Origin of the sequence: Methanocorpusculum sp. GPch4, assembly GCF_012062385.1 — an archaeon.
Taxonomy (GTDB): Archaea; Halobacteriota; Methanomicrobia; order Methanomicrobiales; family Methanocorpusculaceae; genus Methanocorpusculum; species Methanocorpusculum parvum.
The window spans coordinates 59,675-81,389 of the sequence record NZ_SIJA01000014.1 but is presented as its reverse complement, the minus strand read 5'-3'; the positions used below and the strand labels follow the sequence as shown (position 1 = coordinate 81,389).

The window sequence follows — 21,715 nt, the reverse complement described above, 5'->3', positions numbered from 1 at the left end:
TGCGAGGGTATTAACTATTTGTTCAGGTGATTATGCGATGTATTCACTCTGTATTTTCAGCATTTCTGCGCTGTCTTTTGCGTTGGCATACTCTTCCAGGGGCTCTTCGTTGAGTTTAAGAAAGTTTAGACCCCAGTTGAATTTTTCCAGAATACGTACAGCCTGATCTTGTTCTCCGAGGATAACAAGAGCTGCCGCGAGCGCTTCCACGGATGTCAGGGTGAAGGGTTTTCCAAAGTTCACCGGGTTTGCGGCGACCAGAAACGGCAGGGCACGCCGGTTTTTCCATGGATTTAAGTTGGTCGTGTCAAGGACCACCCAGGAGCAGTCGAGCGCGGTGATGGATGTGACCCATTTTTTATCGGCCGGGGAGATGACGTATTCGGCTGTGGGGTCGAGGAGGAGCGTGGTCTTTGGAACCTGCGTGATCTTTTTGACGACGTTGATCATCCCGAACTTTTCCAGTTTTTTCACGGTGCATTTTTTCGGATCGCAGGAGTTGTCACGGAATGCAATCAGGGAGATCAGCATGCTCATGGTCTTTATTTATGTCTTCATGCTACAAATACTATACTCATGTTTATCCTCGCTTCACCCTGTGTACTCAATGAAAATCTTCGTGCAGACGGTATTACGACGGATGAGGACCGTGAGGTTTTTTTGCGGTGCAGAAAGCGGTGCGGGGAGTTTGGGATCGAACTTGTTCCTCTGCCATGTCCGGAGACGCTGTATCTTGGGACCCCCAGACCGCCGGGTTCATTTTCAGAACGTCTGGATACTCCGGAGTTTTCTGCTCTGCTCGACCGGTTAGAGCAGGAGGTGAGGGATATCATCTCGGTGAAGGGTGAGCCTCTCTGTATCCTCGGCGTGAACTCATCGCCGACCTGCGGGGTGACGACGACCTATTTCACGAATGAGAAGTCAGCCGGCCCTGGTGTTTTTCTAAAGAGATTCTCCGGGTTTCCCGTCGTAGACGCCCGTGTTTTTGCACGATACCGGATCTATCTGGCGTCACCGCTCTTTTCGGAGGGTGAACGCCGGTATAATACATACCTTGCCGAAGTTCTTCGAAAGAATTTCTTTTCCGTGTATCTTCCCCAAGAGTTTGACGATACTGCAGAGGCGAGAGGAGAGGATCGTGAGCGGATGATCTATGATAAAAATATCTCTGAACTGAAAAAAGCGGATATCGTTGTCGGGGTCATCGACGGGTCTGATGTGGATTCGGGTACTTCCTGGGAGATGGGGTATGCATTTGCCTGCGGGAAGCGGGTGATCGCTCTCAGAACGGATTTCCGGCGGCTCAGCGGGAATGAGCGGGTGAATCTCATGCTTGAATCAGGGGCAGAAGTCGTCTCGAGCGTCGAAGAACTCAGATCGGCACTGAGTTTTCAGACGCTTCCCTGAATTTTTTCTGCATAGGTCAGGATGACACGGCAAGCCGTCGGGCGACGGCCATATTGTCTTTATCGGTCCTGATCTCGTCGGACGGCGTTTCCATAATGAATGCGCAGTGCGAGATTTTTGGAAACGTCAGGACATCACGGATCGTCTCTTCCCCGAGGTAACCGAGCCCGAGATGTTCGTGCCTGTCGAGGTGGGAGCCGACGCCTCCTTTCATGTCGTTGAGATGGATGACTTTGAGCCGGTCGAGGCGTCCGGCTTCATCGTTGAACCAGCCGAATACTGTTTCCGCTCCGTGCCCTTTGAGATCATAGCCGGCAGCTGCAGCATGACAGGTGTCAAAACAAAATCCGATCCGCTTTTCATTTGAAAGAGCGTCTGCGATCACTCCCACATCGGGGAATGTTCCCCCGACGGTGTTTTTTTCGTTCGCGGTGTTTTCGAGCAGGATCATCGTTTCACCAACGGACTCGTCCAGTGCCTGGCCGATCGCTGCGATCACCTTCTCCTGACCTTTTTTATGTCCGTCCTCCTTTCCATGATGGCCAAGATGCGTAACAAGATAGGGGATCTTTAATTGGTCACAGCGGTCCAGCTCCTCGGTCATCGTGAAGATGGATCTTGCATATATCTCGGGTTTTTCTGCAGCCGGATTCGGGAGATAGGGCATGTGATCAACGACGGGGCCGATCCCCGAAACGGTCAATGCATCTTTGAACGCTTTCGCGACGGCGGGTTCGATCGGTTTGGCGGCCCAGACCCGCGGACTTCTCGTAAATATCTGGAAGGTGTCGCATCCGTTTTCCTCTGCACGGGAAACTGCGAGGGGCAGGGAACCAGCGATCGATACATGGAATCCAAGTTTAATCATTTCGTTCTCTCCATTCCTTAATCATGCCAAAAAATGCATCGGCGATCGTTTTCGGGTTGGCTCCCCAGTGGACGACTGCGCCGAAGTATCCGTTGTACATACCGATCCCGCTGTTTTCCGCTCTGCAGCACCGGGCAATGAACGGCTCTCTGTTTACCTGGGTGATCGGGCAGATGTCTTCGAACTCGAAGTCGTACCCGTAATTCTCGTGACAGATCTGTCTGCCGGTCCTGCAGCAGGCGATCCTTGATCCTTTCGGCGGGATGTCCCGGTCCAGCGTGTGGGGAAATCCTCCTGCTCTGCAGGGATAGACTTCCGTGTCGAGTTTGCTGATGTCTCTGATGTGGTGTTCAAAGACAACGTTTTCCGTTTCGAAAAATCCGAGCGATTCCAGTCCGGTGAGTGTGTCGACAAGAGACGGGTTCGGCGGCGTGATGTCAAAGACATGGACCGTTTCAAATGTCGAGAGGTCGGGATCGCAGATGAAGGTCATGTGATCGTCCTCTTTTCCAAAGATCGTGCACCTCTTCTGTGTTGAAAGCGCTTTTCTGACAAGACCTGCTCTGTCATGAGTATTGACTTCATCACTCCAGAGAGCGATATCCTTTGGTCCGGCGACCAGTTCCACAGACTCGATCTCTCTCATGAGTCCGATCCCGTCTTTCGGCTGTATTTTCAGGACCTCAAATCCCCCTTCGGTCGGGTGGATCAGATATTCTGTGAGGAAATACACTTTGTTGCCGAGGGGGGAAGATGCGGCGTTTCCCACGAATTTACACTCTTTAGGAAATATCATCACTCGGGTCTTTCTATTTTTGCCAGTACTTCGATGAATTTGTAGGTGAGTTTGACCGATCCGCCGCCGATATGTCTGATCGTTACGGCCGATTCCGGAGCTGTTTGTATGGGCAGTCTGTTTCCTTCATATACGAAGATGACCTGATCATTTTTTATGTAGGCTGAAGCATCAGCTCCTGTCATTTTTGCACAGCCGACTTCCTGTATCTGTTCTTTTAATGATTCCCACATGATGATTACTCATTTGGGGTTTTGAGGATTAGTATTTTATCCAGTCGGCACCTCTCCCGGTCAACACAAATCCTTATATCCCGCAAGCCACACATATTTGTTAACGATATTTTCGTTTGCGAAAATTTCGGCAGCAACATGAATGATCACTATGACCGAAGAACCATGCACGATAGATAATCCTTATTCCATATCTTACCCGGAGATCATTGCTCTCGGATCCGAAGACGGCAAAACAGTTGAACTCATCGAGAGGTTCGACTGTGTCGGCGGAGCAATGTGGGTGAAAAATCATTATGCGAAAAGCCCTCTTGTGATAAATTCACGTATCGTTTCCAATACCCAGCGGTTTATGCTTGAGACCGGCGATGTCAGTCTGCAGCTCGAAGGCTCCTACTTTCCTGCAGGAATTTGCGGGGCGCAAGTAACCGATTCGGAGATCTCCGTCTCGTATCTTGGCCTTGGCGGCGGGGGTGTAGGGGCAAGTATCTGCCGGACGACCGCCGGCGGAGTCTTACGTCATACAAGCGATGTCTGCGGCGGAGGAAAAGTTGCCGGATCGACCATCCATCTGCCGAGATATACCCGGGTCATCATCGGTCTGGATGATACCGACACTCCGGAGGAGGGGGCGACCTGGACGCTTGCCCATAACATCTCGAAGGCTGTTGAAACGTCCAGTTCCCGTTATCTCTCCCACACGATAACCCAGCTCTTTCCGGTTCCCTACCGGACCAAAAACTGTGTTGCTCTCGCCTGTGAGTTTGCCACGACGGAACCTGAGAAACTCATCGACCGGTTCGAAGCCCTGGTCAGGAGATACACGCTTTCCGACGAGACCGGTCTTTGTGCCTACATCGGTTTCGATCCGTCGGCGATCCTGCCGTATGCAAAAAAAGTCAAAGCAGGCGAGGTGACGATGGACGATTTCGCGACTGTCCGCCGTCATCTGGATGTCAGGATCGAAGGACGGGGGATCATCGGAGCGGCGGCCGCGATACCTTTCTACACGAATTATGCCGAGGCTCTATTGATATGACCGGCGTCTCGAAGACTACAGAGATGAATGAGCTTGGCCGAATCAAACACCTGCTTTTAGCCATCGGTTCGGCAAATGTTACTGGAGTCCCGATTCCGGCATCCTTGCCCTCCCACGCCGGACCTGGTGTTGGAAAAGGCGGTTCGGTGTTTTTCTCTAACGGGTTTTCCCGGATACGGTTGACACTGAACGAGAATAGCCCGGTTAAAATCGAAAACTCCGGAAAAGCTGCGGTTCTTACGTTTGATGGACCGGATGGTTTTGTCTCCGTCGAAGGGTTTGTGGAAAAATCCGGTTGTCACTGCCCAAAGCAGGCGTATATCACAATCAATGAAGGCTGCATCTTCTCGTGCCGGTATTGTAATGTTCCAAACCTGGATAAACACACAAAAACTCCTGATGAGGTAGCTTCCTTGATATCGGATGCGCTGAAACGGGATACGATCGAGTGTATCTCTCTTACGAGCGGCGTTATCGGGACGATGAAAGAGGAAGAGGAATGCCTTTTTGCCATTCTGGAAAGGGTGAGATCCTTTGGTTTGCCGATCGGCGTTTCGGTTTACCCGACTCCCGGGCTTTCCAAAAGACTCTTCGAGCTTGGAGTCTTTGAGGTGAAGTTCAATCTCGAGACCGCGACTGAGAAATTATTTGCCGAGATGTGTCCCGGCCTTGACTGGGAGGAGGTATGGGCCGCCCTCAAGGAAGCCGCCGGGGTTTTTGGAAAAAATCGCGTGTATACCAACATCATTCTGGGTCTGGGCGAGTCAAAAGCCGAGATGAAACAGTGCATCACCCAATGTCTCGAAAATGGGATCATCCCGATCATCCGTCCTTTGACTCCTTCGGCAGAGCTTTCCGATTATACCCGCCCTTCGGCACCGGATATTCTCGGCATTGCCGAATTCCTGCAGAGTGAACTTCCGCGTTTCGGTCTCGATCCGACAGAAGCCAAAACCATGTGCGCAAAATGTATGGGCTGCGATCTCGCTCCAATTACTGATTTAGATGCGAGGAGGTGATGTCATGAAGGCGGAAGATGGATTTGCCTCCGCTGTTTTACACGGATCCGATGTATGCTTCGCGGTCCCGGGTTATCCGGTCACGGATCTTGCGGAAAAATGCGGAGCGGAGTACACGCTCAACGAAAAGATCGCTCTTGAGTATGCTCTCGGGATGTCACTTTCCGGGAAGAGAGCAGTGGTCATCGTCAAGAATGCCGGCATGAACACCCTTTCCGATCCGCTGGTCTCTGCGACCTATCAGGGGCTTAAGGCAGGTGTCGTGATCATCGCAGGAGACGATACCGAGGTTCGCGGATCCCAGACCAGGCAGGATTCTCGGAAGTACGGGGATGTTGCCTCGGTCCCGGTCCTTGAACCGACTTCTGACGATCTTTGCTCTTCGGTCGAAGCGGCGATGCAGAGCTCGGAAACCTACTCGCGGGTCGCGATCATCCGGGTCACTCCGGCGGTTTTGGATGCCGGGATTTTGGATGTTTCCCTCCCTGAACGAAGAAACGGATACGGGATAGTATTCCCGGATGATCTGACGATGAAAGGGCGCTGTGAATACGCAGAAACCATCACCGCTGTTATGAAGCAGAAGCTGATTCGGGAAAATACCGTTCCCGAGACGTTCGCTTCCCGGGGTCATTACCGGACGCTCTGCAGGAATTGTCCGTACAAGCCGCTGTTTTCCATTCTGAAAAACACGTTTTCGAAGAATAATACTGCTGCGATCTGCGATACCGGCTGTTCGCTTCTTTCGAAGAACCCGCCGTTTTGTTTTTCTCATGCAAACTATGGGCTTGGATCTTCGCCGGCGGTTGCTGCAAAGAGCACGAAGATCGCCCTCATGGGTGATTATGCGGTTTTGCACTCCGGGCTGAATGCTCTCATCGATATGTACGAAAAGCACGGCTCTCTGTTCTGCATTATTTTGAAAAACAGAAAACTGGGCATGACCGGCGGTCAGGACTGCCCGGATATTCTGCCCTATCTGGCCCGGTTTACCCCCACGGTCGTTTCGGCCGCTGATCCCCGTCTTGAAGAGCTGATCGAAAAAGGAGTTACTGAAAAAACCGGCCTTGGAATTCTGGTCGTTGAAGGGGAATGCCCCTCTGGAGAAAATCATGAAACCATTGAATGTTGAAATATGCGATGTAACGCTCAGGGATGGTGAACAGACGCCTGGGGTGTCTTTCACCTGCGAAGAAAAACAGGATATCGCCCAGCGCCTTTCCGATATCGGCATCGATATCATCGAAGCAGGGTTCCCAAGCGTATCCGAGTATGAAAAGCGCAGCGTCAGATCCATTGTTGAGATGGATCTGCCGTCGGAGATATGCTGTTTATCCCGCTGTGTTCAAAGCGACATCGATGCAGCGATAGACTGCGGTGTCGATCTTGTCAGTCTGTTTTTCGCGACATCGGATCTGCATATCCGTATAAAATACAAGAAGACCCGGGAAGAGATGCTCGATCTTGCTCTTGGCATGCTCGATTATGCCCTCGATCACGGGATAAAGGTCAGATTCTCCGCCGAGGATGCGTCGAGAACGGACACGGCATTTCTGAAAGAGATGTATGCGAAAGGAGCTGAACGGGGAGCTTCCTACAGCAGTTATGCCGATACGGTCGGCTGTATGACGCCTCTTTCCATGTATGAGACCGTGCTTGAACTAAACGAGGGATTGAAAAACCCTCTCTGTGTTCACTGTCATAATGATATGGGTTTTGCGAGTGCCAACACGTTTACTGCAGCCCAGGCAGGAGCATTCCAGCTTCATACGACCGTAAACGGGATCGGCGAGCGGTGCGGAAACGCCTCTCTTGAGGAAGTTCTCGTCGCACTCAGGATGCAGGGGGGCGTTGACCGATATGATCTCTCTGCTCTTCAGACTCTTTCGAGGACCGTGGAAACCTATTCCGGGATCAAAATTGCAAAGACAAAACCGGTAGTCGGCGAACATGCCTTCTGTCATGAAAGCGGGATCCACATCGCCGCGTTGATTCAGGACAGAAATACCTACGAGTATTATCCGCCGGAGATGGTCGGGGCCGAGCAGAAGTTCATTCTCGGCAAACATACCGGAAGAAAAGGACTCGAGTATATTCTAACGACCCTTGGATACAGCCCGGTCCCAGGCGAGGTGGATGTCATTCTGGAGCGGATCAAATCGATCAGCGAGACAAAGCAGAGCATCACTCAGGATGTTCTTCTCTCGGTAATTTCCGAGGCCAGACAGGAAACTGAATTGAAAAAGGCATCGGGTTTTGATAAAGCCAGGACGGGATGAAGATGGCAGGAACACTTTCCGAACGTATCCTCGGGTCTGCCGAAGGAACGTATGTCGACCGGATGGTCGATCGGGCTTTTGCCCACGACGGGACCGGTGCTCAGGCATTGGTCGCTTTCGAAAATTTCCGGATACCAGGCAAGTCTGTTGTCAATCCTGAAAAATTATCTATAATATATGATCACATCTCGCCGGCGAACAACTCGGTCACGGCCGATCTTCAGGGGGATCTTCGGAAGTTCTCACGAGAGAATCGGATGCATTTTCACGAGGTCGGCTGCGGGATCTGTCATCAGATAATGAGCGAAGGAGTCTGTCTTCCGGGCGAGATCGTTGTCGGGGCGGATTCGCATTCATGCACGCTTGGGGCACTCGGCGCATTTTCAACCGGTGTCGGAGCAACCGATATGGCGGGCATTTGGGCAACCGGCGGGACCTGGTTTAGAGTTCCCGAGTCGATAGGTATTGTGCTCTCCGGCAAACTTTCCGGCCATGCCGAACCCAAGGACGTCGCTCTATCTTATGTAAAAGCGCTTGGCATGGACGGCGGGACCTACAAAGCTCTGGAATTTATCGGCGACGGGACCTCCGGCATGCCGGTCGAAGGAAGGCTGACGTTATCTAACATGGCGGTCGAGACCGGGGCAAAGGCCGGTCTATTCTATGCGGATCCTCTGACCCGTGAACATCTGATAACCTACGGGGCGGATGAGAAAAGAATTTCTCTGCAGAAACCCGAAGACTGCAGTTATGAATCCGAGATCTGCCTCGATCTCGATAATATTGAACCGCTTCTTGCCGTACCTCACCGGGTCGATAATGCCGAACCGGTTACGCGGTATTCGGGGACTTCGATCGATCAGGTGTTTGTTGGGACGTGTACGAACGGTCGTTTTGAGGATCTCAAACGGTTCGCTGATATCGTCAAAGGCCAAAAAGTCGCTGTACGAACGATCGTGACTCCTGCTTCGAAGGATGCGTATGCAAAAGCTCTCTCGACAGGTGTTTTGTCCGACATCCTTGAAGCGGGCTGCGTTATCTGTCCGCCGGGATGCGGACCGTGTCTCGGGGCACATATGGGTGTCCTTGGTGAAGGTGAGGTTGGTCTTTCCACAGCGAACCGGAATTTCAGGAACCGGATGGGTGTCGGAGCCGAATATTATCTCTGTTCTCCTTCGACTGCCGCCGTCAGCGCCCTTTACGGGGAGATCAGATCGCCTGATGAGTGGAACGGAGGGCTGAACTGATGATCGTATCAGGACATGCCGTTGTGATCGGCGAGGATGTGGATACCGACATGATCATCGCCGGGCGTTATCTTCGGACGACCGACCGGTCGGTATGGGTGGAGCATGCCTTTGAGGATTACGATCAACGTCTTGCCGGACGACTGAACGGCTCGGTTCTGGTTGCCGGAAAAAATATCGGCTGCGGTTCATCCCGCGAACAGGCGGCAGCAGCTCTCAAAGAAGCAGGGGTACGTGCCGTCGTGGCTCCGTCGTTTGCGAGAATCTTTTTCCGAAACTGTGTGAATCTCGGACTGTATGTTTTCGAAGCGGATGTTGTATGTGAGAATGGCGATCTCATCTCTTTTGACACCGATGAATCGTATGTCAAAACATCGGATGCCGTTTATCAGGCAAAACCTCTCTCCAGCCGGATGAAGGAGATCCTGTATGCCGGCGGTCTGAATGCCTATCTTTCCGGGTCTGGTGAACCATGAGCCATCGTATCGCTGTAGTGGAAGGGGATGGTATCGGGCCCGAGGTTATCCCCGAGGCACGAAAGATCCTTGAGCATTTTCTCACCGATGCGGATTTTTTTGAGGTCGAACTCGGTCTTGCCAAATGGGAGAAGACGGGGTCTGCCTGTTCCCCGGATGACATTCGTGAGCTGAAGGGAGCCGACGCGATTATATTTGGGGCTGTGACGACACCTCCGGATCCGGATTACCGGAGCGTTCTTTTGCAGATCAGACATGAACTCGATCTGTATGCGAATCTTCGTCCGATCCGATCCCTGCAGTCATCCGGCGACGGATCCTCCGTCGATGTGATGATCGTGCGGGAGAATACCGAGGGACTATATTCAGGGATCGAGGAGATCGGGACCGAGAGGTCGACGACCCTTCGCGTGGTGACGAAGGCCGGATCCAGGCGGATCGCGGAGAAAGCCTGCTCTCTTGTTCTGGAACGAGATCGGAATCATCCGCTCGTTATCGGTTACAAAGGCAATGTTCTGAAATCCGATCTGCTTTTCAGAGACACGTGTCAGGAGACCGCAGAGGCATACGGAATAAAAACACAAGCTGTGTTTATCGATGCTTTGTGTCTGGATGTTTTACAGCATCCAAATAAGTATGATGTGATCGTTACGACAAACATGTTCGGCGATATCTTAAGCGATGTCTGCGGGTATCTCACCGGAGGTCTTGGGATGCTTCCAAGCGCGAACATAGGGGAAAAATATGCATTTTTCGAGCCTGTTCACGGAAGCGCTCCGGACATTGCCGGCAAGGGTATCGCAAATCCTGTTGCTGCGATCCGGAGTGCAGCGATGATGCTTGAGTATTTCGGGATGAAGGATGAGGCGGATCTGGTCGAAAAATCTGTCCGGGAGCTGATTGGTTCGGGGATATCCACTCCTGATCTTGGAGGCATGGCCTCAACGTCAGAGTTTGGCAGCCGTTTAGTTGACGCTGTCAGTAAAAAAGAATAGAGAGGAATAGAGAGGGTACTGGTAGTTTGTATCAGGCTTTTTCGCCGTACAAGCCGGCTGCTTCCACTCCGCCGTCTGCCCAGAGCAGTGCTCCAAGAGCCCCTATCCTTCCTTTTCCGTTTGCACTGTCGATAAAGGTGATGCCGAGTTTTTCCGCCTCGTTCACGGCCTCTTCACGTGTCAGGAGTTCGGTCTTGACCCGCTTTGCATATGCCGAGTCCGGAAGACGAATGCCGGCATAATAACAGATCCCGGTCGTTTTGCTCATCGTTCTTTCTTCGACGAATGCTTTGACAAAGGCAATCAGTTCATCCTTCTTCTCAGGTTTTACCGCAAACGTGATCACTGAACCGGTACAGTTGGTGGTCTTTTCCGGAGCTTTCGGGTTGAGCTGGATGATCCGCATGCCAAGGAAGGTGGCCCCTTCAATAGAACAGGCTTCGCCGCACTTCAAAGCAAGGACCCAGGTTGCTCCTCCCTCTTTCGTATCAGTATCATCTATGCCGAAGGTGATCTTTTCATACTTCGGGAGAATGATCGTGCTTCTGCAGATACGTGCACCGCCGACTTTCAGATCTTCTTCACTGGCATATTCCGTTCTGAGGACGCCAGGCGCCTGGGATAAGCATGCAGCGACCCCAACACCGGCCCCGGCCGCTCCTGCCCAGGAGGTTCGTACTTCAGTTCCCTCTACAACTACGGCTTCAAGTGCCTGGCCGCCGAGTTCCGTATCGGAGGGCCCAAAGCTGACGGGATAGGAACCGATTTTTGCGATCATCGTCATTGAGGTCCCTTCGGTTTTTGCTGAAATCAGGGCGCCTTTTGCTCTTCTTCGGTTCATGTGGTCCCATTCGATCGGGCCTCTTGCATGACATTGTTCATGGATCTCGACAATGCCGTTTTTCTCATCGGTCATCACAAGGAGCCGGTGACAGAACATCGGTCCAAACTTTTCTTTGATCTGATCTGGGGTTAATGTGAGAGTCATATTTTTGATACCGGAAATTTCGTTAACAGAAAGATCGGTCGTGGGAGTATAAGAGATGTTCGATGCGACAGTTTTTTTAACAACCCACCGTTATTCTCATGATTCAAGTAAACAAACATGATTGATATCCTGTCAGCTTTAATCAGATTCCAAACATCCGGGCCTTTTGGAAAAACGCGCACAAATTGGGTTTTCATTCAAAATACGCTTAAATTTTGGATTGATTGCTTAACCCTCTTTAATTTGAAGGGATATCCGCGGGAGTTATTTCGATCAATACTCGTGGGTTATTTCATCCATACTATGTTAACAATATATTATTAGTAAATCATAGTATTTTATTGTTGGAAATCTAAGCTCAAATTGAGCTTCTTTCTATTGAGAACCTTTATCTATCATCTTACTCAACCATATCAGTAATCGATTTCGATCGATATAGGCTGGTGCATATAAGCAATGGCATTTGCAATGCATATTAACATGGAGCGATGTACCGGTTGTAACAATTGTGTGGTCGCATGTCCCGTGAACGCACTCGAGCTCAACACAGTAGATCCGGCAACGACCGACAAGATCTACCTCGTCGTTGACGGCAAGGCTAAAATCCTTGACGTGAAACACGAGCTCTGTGCGGGCTGCGGTGTGTGTGTAGAAGCATGTCCGTACAACGTTATTCGACTGGTAGGACCGCAGGAAGGAGCGCCTGCAGCGAAAGCTGTAGTTGGAGCTCACCACTAAAAAAATTGGAGAGGATTAATACATGGCAATGAGCACAATGTATCCAAAATTCTCCACGAAGACTGATGGAGACAACATCATTATGGAGCAGAAGCTCCTCGCGAAAGTCTCCCACCTCGTGTTGAAAAAGAATGTATGTACCGGGTGCGGTATTTGTTCTGAAGCATGTCCAAAAGAGGCAATCGTCCTTGGGCTTGTCGGAGCAGTCCGCCGTGGTGCAGTGACTACCGAAGCACCGATCTCAGTAGATCCGGCAAAGTGTTCTTACTGTGGTGTGTGTGTAATTTTATGTCCGTTCAATGCTCTTGGTTTAGAGGTTGACGGCGAACCGAGTCTGCCTATCCTTGAACAGGAAGGTTTCCCGCAGTATGATATTACTGCCGAAATTGACGAGTCCAAGTGTAACCGCTGTACTATCTGTCATGAGGTCTGTCCAAACGATGCAATCATCCGTGATGTTCCGACCTTTGAAGGTGTGGATGCCGCAGATGGTGCGAAGCGTCAGGCAGCTCTTACCGGAAAGACGACCTTTGTGGTCGACAAGGAAAAGTGTACAGTCTGTGGTATCTGTGCGGCACTATGTCCGGCACTCTCCGTAGACCGTATTCCATTCTATGCTGAGACGGCCAAATCTCTCGGAGATATCGTCTGGGATGAAAAACTCTGTAACGCTTGTCAGGTCTGTGCACTTGCATGTCCGACTGAGGCAATCAAGGTTGAGCGCGCTGTTGAGTCCAACAAACTTCCAGGCAAAGTAACCATCGATGTTGAAAACTGCTGCACCTGTTCATGGTGTGAGAAGACCTGCCCAACCGAGGCAGTCACCATCAAGAAGTTCTTCGATGGAGAAATCAGCTTCAACGCAGAAAAATGCCCTGCCGGCTGTTCGACCTGTGTTGAAGTCTGCCCGTGCAATGCGATTTATCTTCCGTCTCCCGCTTCTGCTGTCGGCATGAAGAAACAGAAGGAGGCAGTAATTGCCGTCAACAAGGATCTCTGTATTTTCTGCGGCGCCTGTGTCAATGCATGTCCGTCAGAAGATGTTATCAGACTCAAGAGAACTGAAATCAGAGTCAAAGGACCTGAAACCGACCTCTTCAAGAAGATCGCAGAAAAACTCTACGTCCCCAGAACCTCAAAAGTACGTGAGACTTCCGGTCACGTTGAAGTAAAAAAAGTGGAGTGAACAAATATGACTAGTGCAAAAGCATACAAAGATGCTGCCCTTGCAGCACGTCTCACTGACAGGTATTACCGTCCAAGTCAGGACTCAGACCCGTCGTTCACTGCCGAAGTCGAAAAGATCGGTGGAACTGAAGCCCACATATGTTTCCAGTGCGGAACCTGTACTGGTTCCTGTCCGTCAGGTGCAAGAAGCAGCTACCGTATCAGAAATTTCATGCGCAGAGTCAATCTCGGTATGAGAGATGTCTGTCTGAACGACCCGGATCTCTGGCTGTGTACGACCTGTTATACCTGCTCGGACCGCTGTCCAAGAGACCTCATTCCGACCGATGTCATCATGGCAATGAGAAATATTGCAGCAAGACAGGGAATCGTCCCGAAAAACTTCCTTGCAACGGTTAACTTCATCTACAACACCGGTCACGGTGTTCCAAACAGTGATGCAAACCGTGCAGCCCGTGTCAAGTTAGGTCTTGAAGCAGAACCGGAAACAACCTCCAAATACCCCGAATATATTCCGGCCATTCGGAAAATCCTCGAGGCATACGGTACCAAACAGCTTGCAGACAAAGTTCTTGCGGAGGGTCAGTAAATTATGTCACACGAGACACACAAATACGCATTCTTCCTTGGATGCATTGCTCCGAACCGGTATCCGGGCATCGAGGCCTCTGCAATCCGTACTGGTAAGAACCTTGGTATTGAACTCGTTCCGTTAAAGGGAGCATCCTGCTGCCCGGCACCTGGTGCATTCGGGTCCATTGACCTCAATGTCTGGTATGCAATGGCTGCAAGAAACCTCATCTTAGCAGAACAGATGAATATGGATATCGCCCTGATCTGTAACGGCTGTTACAAGTCGATCTGGGAAGTCAACCACAAACTGAAACACAACGACGAGCTTCGCGACTCAGTCAACGAAGTTTTAAAGGAAGTCGACATGGAGTTTAAAGGCACTACCAATGTCTACCACCTTGCGGAGCTTTACTACAACGATGACGTCTGCGGTCTTGACAAAATCAGAGACAGTGTGAACACACCCCTTGCCGGTGTGAAAGTCGCCTGCCACTACGGCTGCCACTTACTCAAGCCCGCAAAGGACCGTGAGTTTGCCGGCGGTGCAATCGGTGACAGTGAACACCCGATGTGGTTCGAAGAACTCGTCGATGCTCTTGGCGCTGAAGCTGTTGAATATCGCAATAAAATGGAGTGCTGTGGTGCCGGCGGAGGAGTCCGCGGATACGATATCGCTCACGCTCTCGACATCACCAACGAAAAACTCACAAATATGGCTGCTGTCGGTGCTGACGCAATCGTCGACACCTGTCCGTTCTGCCAGCTGCAGTTCGACCGCGGTCAGTTTGAAATCGGTCAGAAGTTTGGTGTCGAGTGGAATATTCCGGTTTTACACTACTGTGAAATGCTCGGTCTTGCCCAGGGTATGACTCCGAATGAACTCGGTCTCGATCTTCACCAGATCTCATGCAATCCATTCCTTGACAAACTGAAGGGAGGGCAGTAAGATGGTATATACAGGTAAAAACGCCGCATCATCTCCTGCAGTTGAAGAACCAAGGATTGGTGTCTTCATCTGCCACTGCGGTACAAATATCGCAGGGTCGATCGATGTTCCGGCAGTAAAGGAATATGCAGAAACCATTCCTCACGTTGTCGTTGCCCAGAATTATGCATACATGTGTTCGACTCCCGGTCAGAACATGATCAAAGAGGCAATCGAAGAGCACCACCTTACAGGTATCGTCGTTGCTGCATGCACCCCCCGTCTGCATGAACAGACCTTTAGAACCGCCACTGCAAACGGCGGTCTGAACCAGTTCAGATTCGAGATGGCAAACATTCGTGATCAGGGCTCATGGGTCCACATGCACGACTGGGATGGCGGAACTGACAAGGCCAAAGACGCCGTCCGTATTGCCGTTGCAAAAGCTGCAAAACTCGAAGATCTCTACCCGATGGCAGTGCCGGTCGAACACCGCGCCTTAGTTGTTGGTGCAGGTATCGGCGGTATTCAGGCATCTATGGATCTTGCAGCTGCCGGTATCGAGACCTACTTAATTGAGAAGGAACCGACAATCGGCGGTCGTATGTCCCAGCTTGACAAGACCTTCCCGACCCTCGATTGTTCACAGTGCATTCTGTCTCCAAAGATGGCAGAAGCCGGCAGAACGCCGAATATTAAACTCTACACTCTCGCTGAAGTCGAGAATGTCGAGGGATACATCGGTAACTTTGATGTCACAATCCGCCGTCACGCCCGCGGGGTTTTAACTCCGACGGAAGCAGCAGCAAAAGGTATCGTCGGTGGAGGATGTACCGGCTGTGGTGATTGTTCCACCGTCTGTCCCGTCGTAAAACCCAACTCCTGGGAATTCGGCATGGCACCCCGCAAGGCGATCTACATCCAGCATGCTCAGGTTGTGCCGCTTATCTACACCATCGACTTCGATGCATGTGTTAAATGCGGTCTCTGTATTACTGCCTGCGGAACCAAGAAGGCAATCGATCTTGAGATGGAAGACGAACTCTTCACGATCAAAGTCGGTACTGTCATCATTGCAACCGGTTACGAAACCTTCCCGATCGAACAGAAGAAAGAATGGGGTTACAAACTCTATGACAACGTCATCACTTCTCTTGAGTTCGAACGCCTGATCTGTGCATCCGGTCCGACCATCGGTCACCTTGTCCGTCCCTCTGACGGCGAGACCCCGAAGTCCGTTGGATTCGTTCTCTGTGCAGGTTCCCGTGACAACACCGGTGTCGGCAAGCCGTACTGCTCCAGATTCTGCTGCATGTACTCGCTGAAACACGCTCACCAGATCATCGAAAAGATCCCCGGGTGCAAAGCCTACATCTTCTACATGGACATCCGTTCCTTCGGTAAAGCATACGAGGAGTTCTACTACCGTATCCAGCACGAAGGCGCGAAGTTCATCCGTGGACGTGTTGCTATGATCCAGGAGCTTCCAAACAAGAATCTCCTTGTTATTGCAGAAGACACGCTCCTCGGCATGCCTGTTGAGATCGAAGTCGATCTTGTTGTCCTTGCAGCTGCTATCCAGCCGACTGCAGAAACGGAAGTTGTCCGCAGACACTTCGGTGTATCCTGCTCGATCGACAAGTGGCTCCTTGAGGCCCACCCGAAACTGAACCCCTGTGGAACCACCACCGCCGGTGTGTACCTTGCAGGTGTCTGTCAGGGTCCAAAAGACATTCCAGACACAGTAGCACAGGCAGAAGGTGCCGCGTCCGCAGCATCCATTCCGATTCACGCAGGTCAGGTCGAACTCGAGCCGTACTATGCCCAGTGTATGCAGGATATCTGCGCCGGCTGCGGTATGTGTGTTAATCAGTGCCCATACTCTGCTCTTGCCATGACAATCGTCGACGGCAGAACAGTAATGGAAGTAACTGCAGCAAAGTGTAAAGGCTGCGGTACCTGCGGCGGTTTCTGCCCAGGAGGAGCAATCAAGATGCAGCACTTTACGAGCCCGCAGATTCTGGCTCAGATCGATGCATTCTTCCTTGGAGGTGAGCAGTAATGTCTGACGAGTGGAAACCAAAGATTATCGGTATTATCTGCAACTGGTGTTCCTACGCCGGAGCAGACGGTGCTGGTTCAGCCCGTACCCAGTATCCGCCGGACATTCGTATTGTCCGTGTCATGTGTACTGGTCGTATCGACACCCTGTTCGTCCTGAAAGCTTTTGCCGATGGAGCAGACGGTGTTCTCGTGTCCGGCTGTCACTTTGGTGACTGCCACTACCTTGCAGGAAACTTCAAGGCAGCAAAGAGAATGTTCCTTGTCAAGAGTATTCTCAACAACATGGGTATTGAACACAGGCGCTTCCGTATGACCTTTGTGTCAGCATCGGAAGGTGCAAAATGGGCAGTCGTTATCACTGACGTGATCAACACGATCAAAGAGATCGGTCCAAGCCCCATCGCGGAGTTTAACAAAAGGAAATAATGTGTGGACAAAGATAATTTAATTTAAAATTATCTCCACACGTATCTTTTTGACAAACTCAGCAGAATATAATAGGAGCACATGAGTTTATGAACACGATTACTCTGAATCTGATCACCGGAAGAACGATCCAGCAGGGTGTTTCAATGGAGTCTGGTAAAGAAAAACCTGATTACATGAAAGCCTGCGGAATCATCGAACTGGATCCTTCAGATATCAAAAAACTCGGCATCTGGAAAAATACCAATGTCCGCGTTACCAGTGAGTATGGTAGTATTATCGTCAAAGCCATTGAGGCAACTCAGGGTCCCCACCCAGGAATCGGATGGATTCCAATGGGTCCCTGGGCCAACATGGTAGTTGATATCAATACCTATTCTACCGGAATGCCGACATTCAAAGGTACCAAAGTTACCGTTGAACCTGCAGAAAACGAGACGGTCCTCGACTCGTTATCTGTCGTTCTTAAAGCATGTGGACAGTAAGAGGTGTAAAACTATGTCAAAACTGGTTACTGATGTAATCTGCCCGTTCTGTGGAACGCTTTGCGACGACCTTGAAGTCGAAGTAAGCGATGACGGAAAACAAATCCTGGAGGTTCGCAATGCATGCGCAATTGGGGCCACCAAATTCCTTCACTCACAGGCATCGGACAGAATAATCCGCCCCCGCATGAAACAGGATGATGGGACTTGGAAAGATGTCAGCTACGCAGAAGCAGCAAAGTATGCTGCCAAAATCCTCTGCGAAGCGAAGAAACCGTTAATGTACGGTTGGTCCTCAACATCCTGCGAAGCTCAGGCGACCGGTCACATGATTGCAGAACAGGTTGGGGGTATTGTTGATAATACCGCCACTGTCTGCCATGGACCATCTCTGATCGCAGTCCACGATGTTGGTATCCCGTCATGTACGCTTGGTGAAGTTAAGAACCGTGCCGACCGTATCGTCTTTTGGGGATGCAATCCGGCACACGCTCACCCGCGTCACATGTCGAGATATTCCATATTCCCAAGAGGTTATTTCACTGGAAAAGGATCCAAGAGCAGAAAGATCATTGTTGTTGATCCGCGCCCGACTGACACAGCATCCCTTGCTGATTACCACGTTCAGGTTGAACAGGGTCGCGACTACGAACTGCTTAATGCAATCCGCGTCGCATTCAAAAATGGCCCTCTGCCCGACGTTGTTGCCGGAGTTCCCAAAGAAAAGATCTATGAAGTCTCCCGCGTCTTAAAAAGCGGCAGATTTGTTGTGATCTTCTTCGGAATGGGCGTTACCCACTCCCTTGGTAAGAACCACAACATCGATGAAGCAATCGCCGTCACCAGCGATCTGAATGCATACACCAAAGCGTCCATCATTCCAATGCGTGGTCACTACAATGTGACCGGCTCTGGTCAGGTGCTTGGCTGGCAGTTCGGATTCCCGTTCTGTGTCGACTTATCCCGCGGCTTTGCCCGTTATAACCCTGGAGAAACCAGTTCGAACGATCTGCTTCTCAGGAATGAAGTCGATGCATGTTTCGTCCTTGGCAGCGATCCGGGATCGCACTTCCCGAACAAATCTGTCCAGGAAATCTACAAACTCCCGTCAGTTTGTATCGACCCGCATATGACCCCCACTGCAGCTGTCTCCAAATGCCACGTTCCAGTAGCATTTGTTGGTGTTGAAGTTGGCGGTTCCTGCTATCGTATGGACAACGTGCCAATCGAATCACGAAAGGTTGTTGACCCGCCGGCAGGTATGCTTACCGATGATGAGTTCCTGAAACTTGTTCTGGCAGAAGTAATGACAATCAAAGGAGCTGCATAAAAACCATGACTGAAATCCTCATTAAAAATGGATTCGTCTTTGACCCTACTCAGGGAATTAAAGGCGATAAAAAAGATATTGCTGTCAAAGACGGCAAAATCGTTGACAAGGTTTCCAGCTCAGCAAAGGTTATCGATGCAACCGGAATGACCGTCATGGCTGGTGGTGTGGACATCCACACTCACGTTGCCGGAGCAAAGGTCAACGTTGGCAGAAACTTCCGTCCGGAAGACAAACTTCAGGCAGTCTATGAACCGGCTCGCGGTGTCCGCCACATGTCTGGCGGATACTCGGTCCCGACGGTATTCAAGACCGCATACAAGTACGCAGACCTTGGTTACACCACCGTCTTCGAGGCAGCAATGCCGCCGCTGTATGCCCGCCACACGCACGAAGAGATGCGTGACACCCCGATCCTTGATCAGGGTGCATTCCCGATGTTTGGCAACAACTGGTTCATGCTTGATTACCTCAAGAACCAGGAATACGATAATGCAGCTGCATACATCGCCTGGCTTCTTCGTTCCACCAAAGGATATGGTATCAAGTGTGTCAATCCTGGCGGAACAGAAGCATGGGGCTGGGGTCTCAACTGTCTTACCGTAAACGATCCGGTTCCCTACTTTGAAATCACTCCCCGTGAGATCATCAGCGGACTGATCAATGCAAATGAATCCCTCCTCCTGCCTCACTCGATGCATCTGCACGGAAACAATCTCGGTAATCCCGGGAACTACACGACCACCCTTGACTCGCTCAAGATCGCCGAAGGCGTCAAGACCGATAACAAGTTTGGCCGTGAGCAGGTTCTTCACCACACCCACATTCAGTTCCACTCATACGGCGGAACAACGTGGGCAGATTTCGAGTCTAAAGGTCCCGAAGTCATGGACTACATCAACAAGAACAAAAACATTACCTGTGATATCGGTTTTGTAACTCTTGATGAAACCACGACCATGACCGGTGACGGTCCGTTCGAGCACCATCTGACTGCCTTAAACCATCTTAAGTGGGCAAACACCGACGTCGAAGTTGAATGCGGTTCTGGAATCGTTCCATACGTCTACAGCAAAGATGTCTATGTCTGCGGTGTTCAGTGGTCCATTGGACTTGAAATGGCACTCCTTGCAAAAGATCACATGAGATGTCATCTGACAACTGACCACCCGAATGCAGGTCCGTTTACCCGGTATCCGCGTGTAATGAAGTGGCTCATGAATCAGGAATCCCGTGAAGCCCTTCTTCACACAATGAAGAACGAAGACAAGGTCCGGGACAGATCAAGTCTGTCATCAATCGACCGCGAACTTACGCTCTACGAGATCGCCATGATGACCCGTGCAGGAACCGCCAAGGCTCTTGGTCTTGCCGACCGCTGCGGTGGTCTTGGTATTGGCCTCCAGGCTGATATCGCTGTGTATCCATTCAACCCCGAGACTGACGGCAACGATGCTGAAAAGATCGAGTGGGCATTTGGCAATGCTGTCTATCTTGTCAAAGACGGACAGATCATCATCAACGACAGTGAGATTGTCAGCAACGGAAACAAGAAGACCTACTGGGTTGACGTCACAACCAATCCGAACAAACAGGTCGAGCGCGATATCAGTGAGATGTTCACGAAATATTACACTGTTACCGAGAAGAACTACGACGTCGAAGAGCACGCATTCATGAAGAATCCCTTCGTCATTAAAGTTGATGCAACACAGTGAGGTCAAAAGATGAACACTGTCACAATCACTATAACAAAACAGCCGGAGTTATTCATCGAAGCTGAGTGTTTCTCTCCCGACGCACTTGCAGGCAAGTCTGCTGACGCAATCTCCAAACTCCCGATCTATATCGGTAAAACCACAGAAACCGTTGGTGACTACTTTGCCGTCGATGGAAATGCCGGAGCTACCGCTGCCGAAACCAAACTGGTTATCAAAGGCGACACCAGCCGTGTCAAATATATCGGATCCAAGATGACTGCAGGCGAAGTCGTTATTAACGGCAACGCAGACATGTATGTCGGAAACTTCATGTCCGGCGGCAAGATCACTGCCAAAGGAAACATTGGTCACTTTGCTGCTACCTCCATGTCCGGCGGCGAGATCATTGTTGAAGGAAATGCCGGGAACTATCTTGCAGCCTCCTATCGTGGAGACTGGAGAGGTATGTCCGGCGGCAAGATCACCGTCCTTGGAAATGTAGGCAGCGACTGTGCTACCTTCATTACCGGCGGCGAAATTGTCATCGGCGGAAATGTCGATGTCCACGTAATGACCCATGCAGACGGGGGTAAAGTTATCATTAAAGGAAATGCAAAGAGCCGCCTCGGCGGTCAGGCTTCCCGCGGTGAGATCTACCTCTTTGGAACTGTTGATGTCATGATGCCCGGATATGCATACTCCGAAGACGTTGAACTCGAAGTAGCAGGAACCAAGGCAAAGTTTGCAGTATATAACGGCGATCTTGGTGAACGTCACCCGACACGCAAAGGTCAGCCGATCTATGCCAAACTCTATCTGAAGAAATAATCTCTTCAGATCAGCACAACATTTTGGTTGTGCAGGGGACGATTATTTCGTCCCCCCTCTCCAATTTTATCGCGATCTTCTTTGCAGATACCGGTAGGTATTAACTGTTCT

Annotated in this window: 23 protein-coding genes; 18 read left to right on the top strand and 5 right to left on the bottom strand. The window is 50.8% G+C overall.

The annotated features are described in order from the left end of the window. Positions 1-30: 30 nt before the first annotated feature. Positions 31-528, bottom strand: a complete 498-nt coding sequence (locus EYA77_RS01060) for a DUF367 family protein (RefSeq protein WP_167815674.1) — start codon at positions 526-528, stop codon at positions 31-33. Between the two features lie 48 nt (positions 529-576). Here EYA77_RS01060 and EYA77_RS01055 point away from each other — a divergent pair, with 48 nt between their 5' ends. Beyond that, entirely contained in the window at positions 577-1,407 is an 831-nt protein-coding gene (locus EYA77_RS01055; RefSeq protein ID WP_167815606.1) for a nucleoside 2-deoxyribosyltransferase, read from the top strand. 16 nt (positions 1,408-1,423) lie between these two features. Here the strand turns inward: EYA77_RS01055 and EYA77_RS01050 are convergent, their stop codons facing one another. The 3 genes from EYA77_RS01050 to EYA77_RS01040 are packed head-to-tail and all read right to left on the bottom strand — an operon-like array spanning position 1,424 to position 3,304. Then, the gene (locus EYA77_RS01050) at positions 1,424-2,275 is read right to left on the bottom strand and encodes a deoxyribonuclease IV (RefSeq protein WP_167815605.1); all 852 of its coding nucleotides are present in this window, start codon (positions 2,273-2,275) and stop codon (positions 1,424-1,426) included. Further along, positions 2,268-3,071 carry a hypothetical protein gene (locus tag EYA77_RS01045; RefSeq protein WP_167815604.1) on the bottom strand — a complete coding sequence of 268 codons (804 nt, stop codon included), beginning with the start codon at positions 3,069-3,071 and terminating at the stop codon, positions 2,268-2,270. The genes EYA77_RS01050 and EYA77_RS01045 overlap by 8 nt, the downstream gene beginning before the upstream one ends. Then, complete coding sequence (locus EYA77_RS01040; RefSeq protein WP_042696608.1) at positions 3,071-3,304, bottom strand: hypothetical protein; 234 nt, start codon at positions 3,302-3,304, stop codon at positions 3,071-3,073. Before EYA77_RS01040 ends, EYA77_RS01045 begins: the two co-directional genes overlap by 1 nt. Before the next feature lie 151 nt (positions 3,305-3,455). Here EYA77_RS01040 and mmp11 point away from each other — a divergent pair, with 151 nt between their 5' ends. From mmp11 to EYA77_RS01005, 7 genes are read left to right on the top strand one after another with little or no spacing between them, the layout of a single operon-like run. Then, on the top strand, positions 3,456-4,343 hold the full coding sequence (gene mmp11 / locus EYA77_RS01035) for a methanogenesis marker protein 11 (RefSeq protein WP_167815603.1): 888 nt from the start codon (positions 3,456-3,458) through the stop codon (positions 4,341-4,343). Between the two features lie 23 nt (positions 4,344-4,366). Further along, complete coding sequence (locus tag EYA77_RS01030) at positions 4,367-5,362, top strand: radical SAM protein (RefSeq protein ID WP_245241087.1); 996 nt, start codon at positions 4,367-4,369, stop codon at positions 5,360-5,362. Positions 5,363-5,366: 4 nt separating this feature from the next. After that, entirely contained in the window at positions 5,367-6,494 is a 1,128-nt protein-coding gene (locus EYA77_RS01025; protein ID WP_167815601.1) for a thiamine pyrophosphate-dependent enzyme, read from the top strand. Continuing rightward, entirely contained in the window at positions 6,475-7,641 is a 1,167-nt protein-coding gene (locus EYA77_RS01020; RefSeq protein WP_167815600.1) for a homocitrate synthase family protein, read from the top strand. The genes EYA77_RS01025 and EYA77_RS01020 overlap by 20 nt, the downstream gene beginning before the upstream one ends. Continuing rightward, the gene (locus tag EYA77_RS01015) at positions 7,638-8,888 is read left to right on the top strand and encodes an aconitase/3-isopropylmalate dehydratase large subunit family protein (RefSeq protein WP_167815599.1); all 1,251 of its coding nucleotides are present in this window, start codon (positions 7,638-7,640) and stop codon (positions 8,886-8,888) included. Before EYA77_RS01020 ends, EYA77_RS01015 begins: the two co-directional genes overlap by 4 nt. Continuing rightward, positions 8,888-9,364, top strand: a complete 477-nt coding sequence (locus tag EYA77_RS01010; protein WP_167815598.1) for a 3-isopropylmalate dehydratase — start codon at positions 8,888-8,890, stop codon at positions 9,362-9,364. Before EYA77_RS01015 ends, EYA77_RS01010 begins: the two co-directional genes overlap by 1 nt. After that, positions 9,361-10,359, top strand: coding sequence for an isocitrate/isopropylmalate dehydrogenase family protein (locus EYA77_RS01005; RefSeq protein ID WP_167815597.1), 999 nt, complete (start codon positions 9,361-9,363; stop codon positions 10,357-10,359). The genes EYA77_RS01010 and EYA77_RS01005 overlap by 4 nt, the downstream gene beginning before the upstream one ends. Positions 10,360-10,390: 31 nt before the next feature. Here the strand turns inward: EYA77_RS01005 and EYA77_RS01000 are convergent, their stop codons facing one another. After that, a complete protein-coding gene (locus EYA77_RS01000; protein WP_167815596.1) occupies positions 10,391-11,347 on the bottom strand; it encodes a tRNA(Ile2) 2-agmatinylcytidine synthetase in 957 nt (318 codons plus the stop codon). Positions 11,348-11,803: 456 nt separating this feature from the next. Here EYA77_RS01000 and EYA77_RS00995 point away from each other — a divergent pair, with 456 nt between their 5' ends. From EYA77_RS00995 to EYA77_RS00950, 10 genes are all read left to right on the top strand, one after another. Continuing rightward, positions 11,804-12,085 carry a 4Fe-4S binding protein gene (locus tag EYA77_RS00995; protein ID WP_042696592.1) on the top strand — a complete coding sequence of 94 codons (282 nt, stop codon included), beginning with the start codon at positions 11,804-11,806 and terminating at the stop codon, positions 12,083-12,085. Positions 12,086-12,107: 22 nt separating this feature from the next. Then, the gene (locus EYA77_RS00990; protein ID WP_081406599.1) at positions 12,108-13,271 is read left to right on the top strand and encodes a 4Fe-4S binding protein; all 1,164 of its coding nucleotides are present in this window, start codon (positions 12,108-12,110) and stop codon (positions 13,269-13,271) included. 6 nt (positions 13,272-13,277) lie between these two features. After that, entirely contained in the window at positions 13,278-13,862 is a 585-nt protein-coding gene (gene hdrC, locus EYA77_RS00985; RefSeq protein ID WP_042696591.1) for a CoB--CoM heterodisulfide reductase subunit C, read from the top strand. 3 nt (positions 13,863-13,865) lie between these two features. Further along, a complete protein-coding gene (gene hdrB / locus EYA77_RS00980; RefSeq protein ID WP_042696588.1) occupies positions 13,866-14,792 on the top strand; it encodes a CoB--CoM heterodisulfide reductase subunit B in 927 nt (308 codons plus the stop codon). A 1-nt stretch (position 14,793) separates the two neighbouring features. After that, entirely contained in the window at positions 14,794-16,833 is a 2,040-nt protein-coding gene (locus EYA77_RS00975; protein ID WP_042696586.1) for a CoB--CoM heterodisulfide reductase iron-sulfur subunit A family protein, read from the top strand. Then, entirely contained in the window at positions 16,833-17,261 is a 429-nt protein-coding gene (locus EYA77_RS00970) for a hydrogenase iron-sulfur subunit (protein ID WP_042696583.1), read from the top strand. Before EYA77_RS00975 ends, EYA77_RS00970 begins: the two co-directional genes overlap by 1 nt. A gap of 89 nt (positions 17,262-17,350) precedes the next feature. Continuing rightward, entirely contained in the window at positions 17,351-17,746 is a 396-nt protein-coding gene (locus EYA77_RS00965; RefSeq protein ID WP_042696581.1) for a molybdopterin dinucleotide binding domain-containing protein, read from the top strand. Between the two features lie 13 nt (positions 17,747-17,759). Beyond that, positions 17,760-19,076 carry a formylmethanofuran dehydrogenase subunit B gene (locus EYA77_RS00960; RefSeq protein ID WP_042696580.1) on the top strand — a complete coding sequence of 439 codons (1,317 nt, stop codon included), beginning with the start codon at positions 17,760-17,762 and terminating at the stop codon, positions 19,074-19,076. 5 nt (positions 19,077-19,081) lie between these two features. Continuing rightward, positions 19,082-20,794, top strand: coding sequence for a formylmethanofuran dehydrogenase subunit A (locus EYA77_RS00955; protein ID WP_042696579.1), 1,713 nt, complete (start codon positions 19,082-19,084; stop codon positions 20,792-20,794). Positions 20,795-20,803: 9 nt separating this feature from the next. Continuing rightward, the gene (locus tag EYA77_RS00950) at positions 20,804-21,604 is read left to right on the top strand and encodes a formylmethanofuran dehydrogenase subunit C (protein ID WP_042696577.1); all 801 of its coding nucleotides are present in this window, start codon (positions 20,804-20,806) and stop codon (positions 21,602-21,604) included. The last annotated feature ends 111 nt before the right edge of the window (positions 21,605-21,715 follow it).

What these genes read in the sequence shown, in the direction of transcription:
- EYA77_RS00955 (WP_042696579.1), top strand. Translation starts at nt 19,082, where the DNA reads ATGACTGAAATCCTCATTAAAAATGGATTCGTCTTTGACCCTACTCAG.
- mmp11 (WP_167815603.1), top strand. Translation starts at nt 3,456, where the DNA reads ATGACCGAAGAACCATGCACGATAGATAATCCTTATTCCATATCTTAC.
- EYA77_RS01025 (WP_167815601.1), top strand. Translation starts at nt 5,367, where the DNA reads ATGAAGGCGGAAGATGGATTTGCCTCCGCTGTTTTACACGGATCCGAT.
- EYA77_RS01020 (WP_167815600.1), top strand. Translation starts at nt 6,475, where the DNA reads ATGAAACCATTGAATGTTGAAATATGCGATGTAACGCTCAGGGATGGT.
- EYA77_RS01050 (WP_167815605.1), bottom strand. Translation starts at nt 2,275, where the DNA reads ATGATTAAACTTGGATTCCATGTATCGATCGCTGGTTCCCTGCCCCTC.
- EYA77_RS01010 (WP_167815598.1), top strand. Translation starts at nt 8,888, where the DNA reads ATGATCGTATCAGGACATGCCGTTGTGATCGGCGAGGATGTGGATACC.
- EYA77_RS00970 (WP_042696583.1), top strand. Translation starts at nt 16,833, where the DNA reads ATGTCTGACGAGTGGAAACCAAAGATTATCGGTATTATCTGCAACTGG.
- EYA77_RS01040 (WP_042696608.1), bottom strand. Translation starts at nt 3,304, where the DNA reads ATGTGGGAATCATTAAAAGAACAGATACAGGAAGTCGGCTGTGCAAAA.
- EYA77_RS01005 (WP_167815597.1), top strand. Translation starts at nt 9,361, where the DNA reads ATGAGCCATCGTATCGCTGTAGTGGAAGGGGATGGTATCGGGCCCGAG.
- EYA77_RS01045 (WP_167815604.1), bottom strand. Translation starts at nt 3,071, where the DNA reads ATGATATTTCCTAAAGAGTGTAAATTCGTGGGAAACGCCGCATCTTCC.
- hdrC (WP_042696591.1), top strand. Translation starts at nt 13,278, where the DNA reads ATGACTAGTGCAAAAGCATACAAAGATGCTGCCCTTGCAGCACGTCTC.
- EYA77_RS01015 (WP_167815599.1), top strand. Translation starts at nt 7,638, where the DNA reads ATGAAGATGGCAGGAACACTTTCCGAACGTATCCTCGGGTCTGCCGAA.
- EYA77_RS00965 (WP_042696581.1), top strand. Translation starts at nt 17,351, where the DNA reads ATGAACACGATTACTCTGAATCTGATCACCGGAAGAACGATCCAGCAG.
- EYA77_RS00995 (WP_042696592.1), top strand. Translation starts at nt 11,804, where the DNA reads ATGGCATTTGCAATGCATATTAACATGGAGCGATGTACCGGTTGTAAC.
- EYA77_RS00950 (WP_042696577.1), top strand. Translation starts at nt 20,804, where the DNA reads ATGAACACTGTCACAATCACTATAACAAAACAGCCGGAGTTATTCATC.
- EYA77_RS00960 (WP_042696580.1), top strand. Translation starts at nt 17,760, where the DNA reads ATGTCAAAACTGGTTACTGATGTAATCTGCCCGTTCTGTGGAACGCTT.
- EYA77_RS00990 (WP_081406599.1), top strand. Translation starts at nt 12,108, where the DNA reads ATGGCAATGAGCACAATGTATCCAAAATTCTCCACGAAGACTGATGGA.
- EYA77_RS00975 (WP_042696586.1), top strand. Translation starts at nt 14,794, where the DNA reads ATGGTATATACAGGTAAAAACGCCGCATCATCTCCTGCAGTTGAAGAA.
- EYA77_RS01000 (WP_167815596.1), bottom strand. Translation starts at nt 11,347, where the DNA reads ATGACTCTCACATTAACCCCAGATCAGATCAAAGAAAAGTTTGGACCG.
- EYA77_RS01030 (WP_245241087.1), top strand. Translation starts at nt 4,367, where the DNA reads ATGAATGAGCTTGGCCGAATCAAACACCTGCTTTTAGCCATCGGTTCG.
- EYA77_RS01055 (WP_167815606.1), top strand. Translation starts at nt 577, where the DNA reads ATGTTTATCCTCGCTTCACCCTGTGTACTCAATGAAAATCTTCGTGCA.
- hdrB (WP_042696588.1), top strand. Translation starts at nt 13,866, where the DNA reads ATGTCACACGAGACACACAAATACGCATTCTTCCTTGGATGCATTGCT.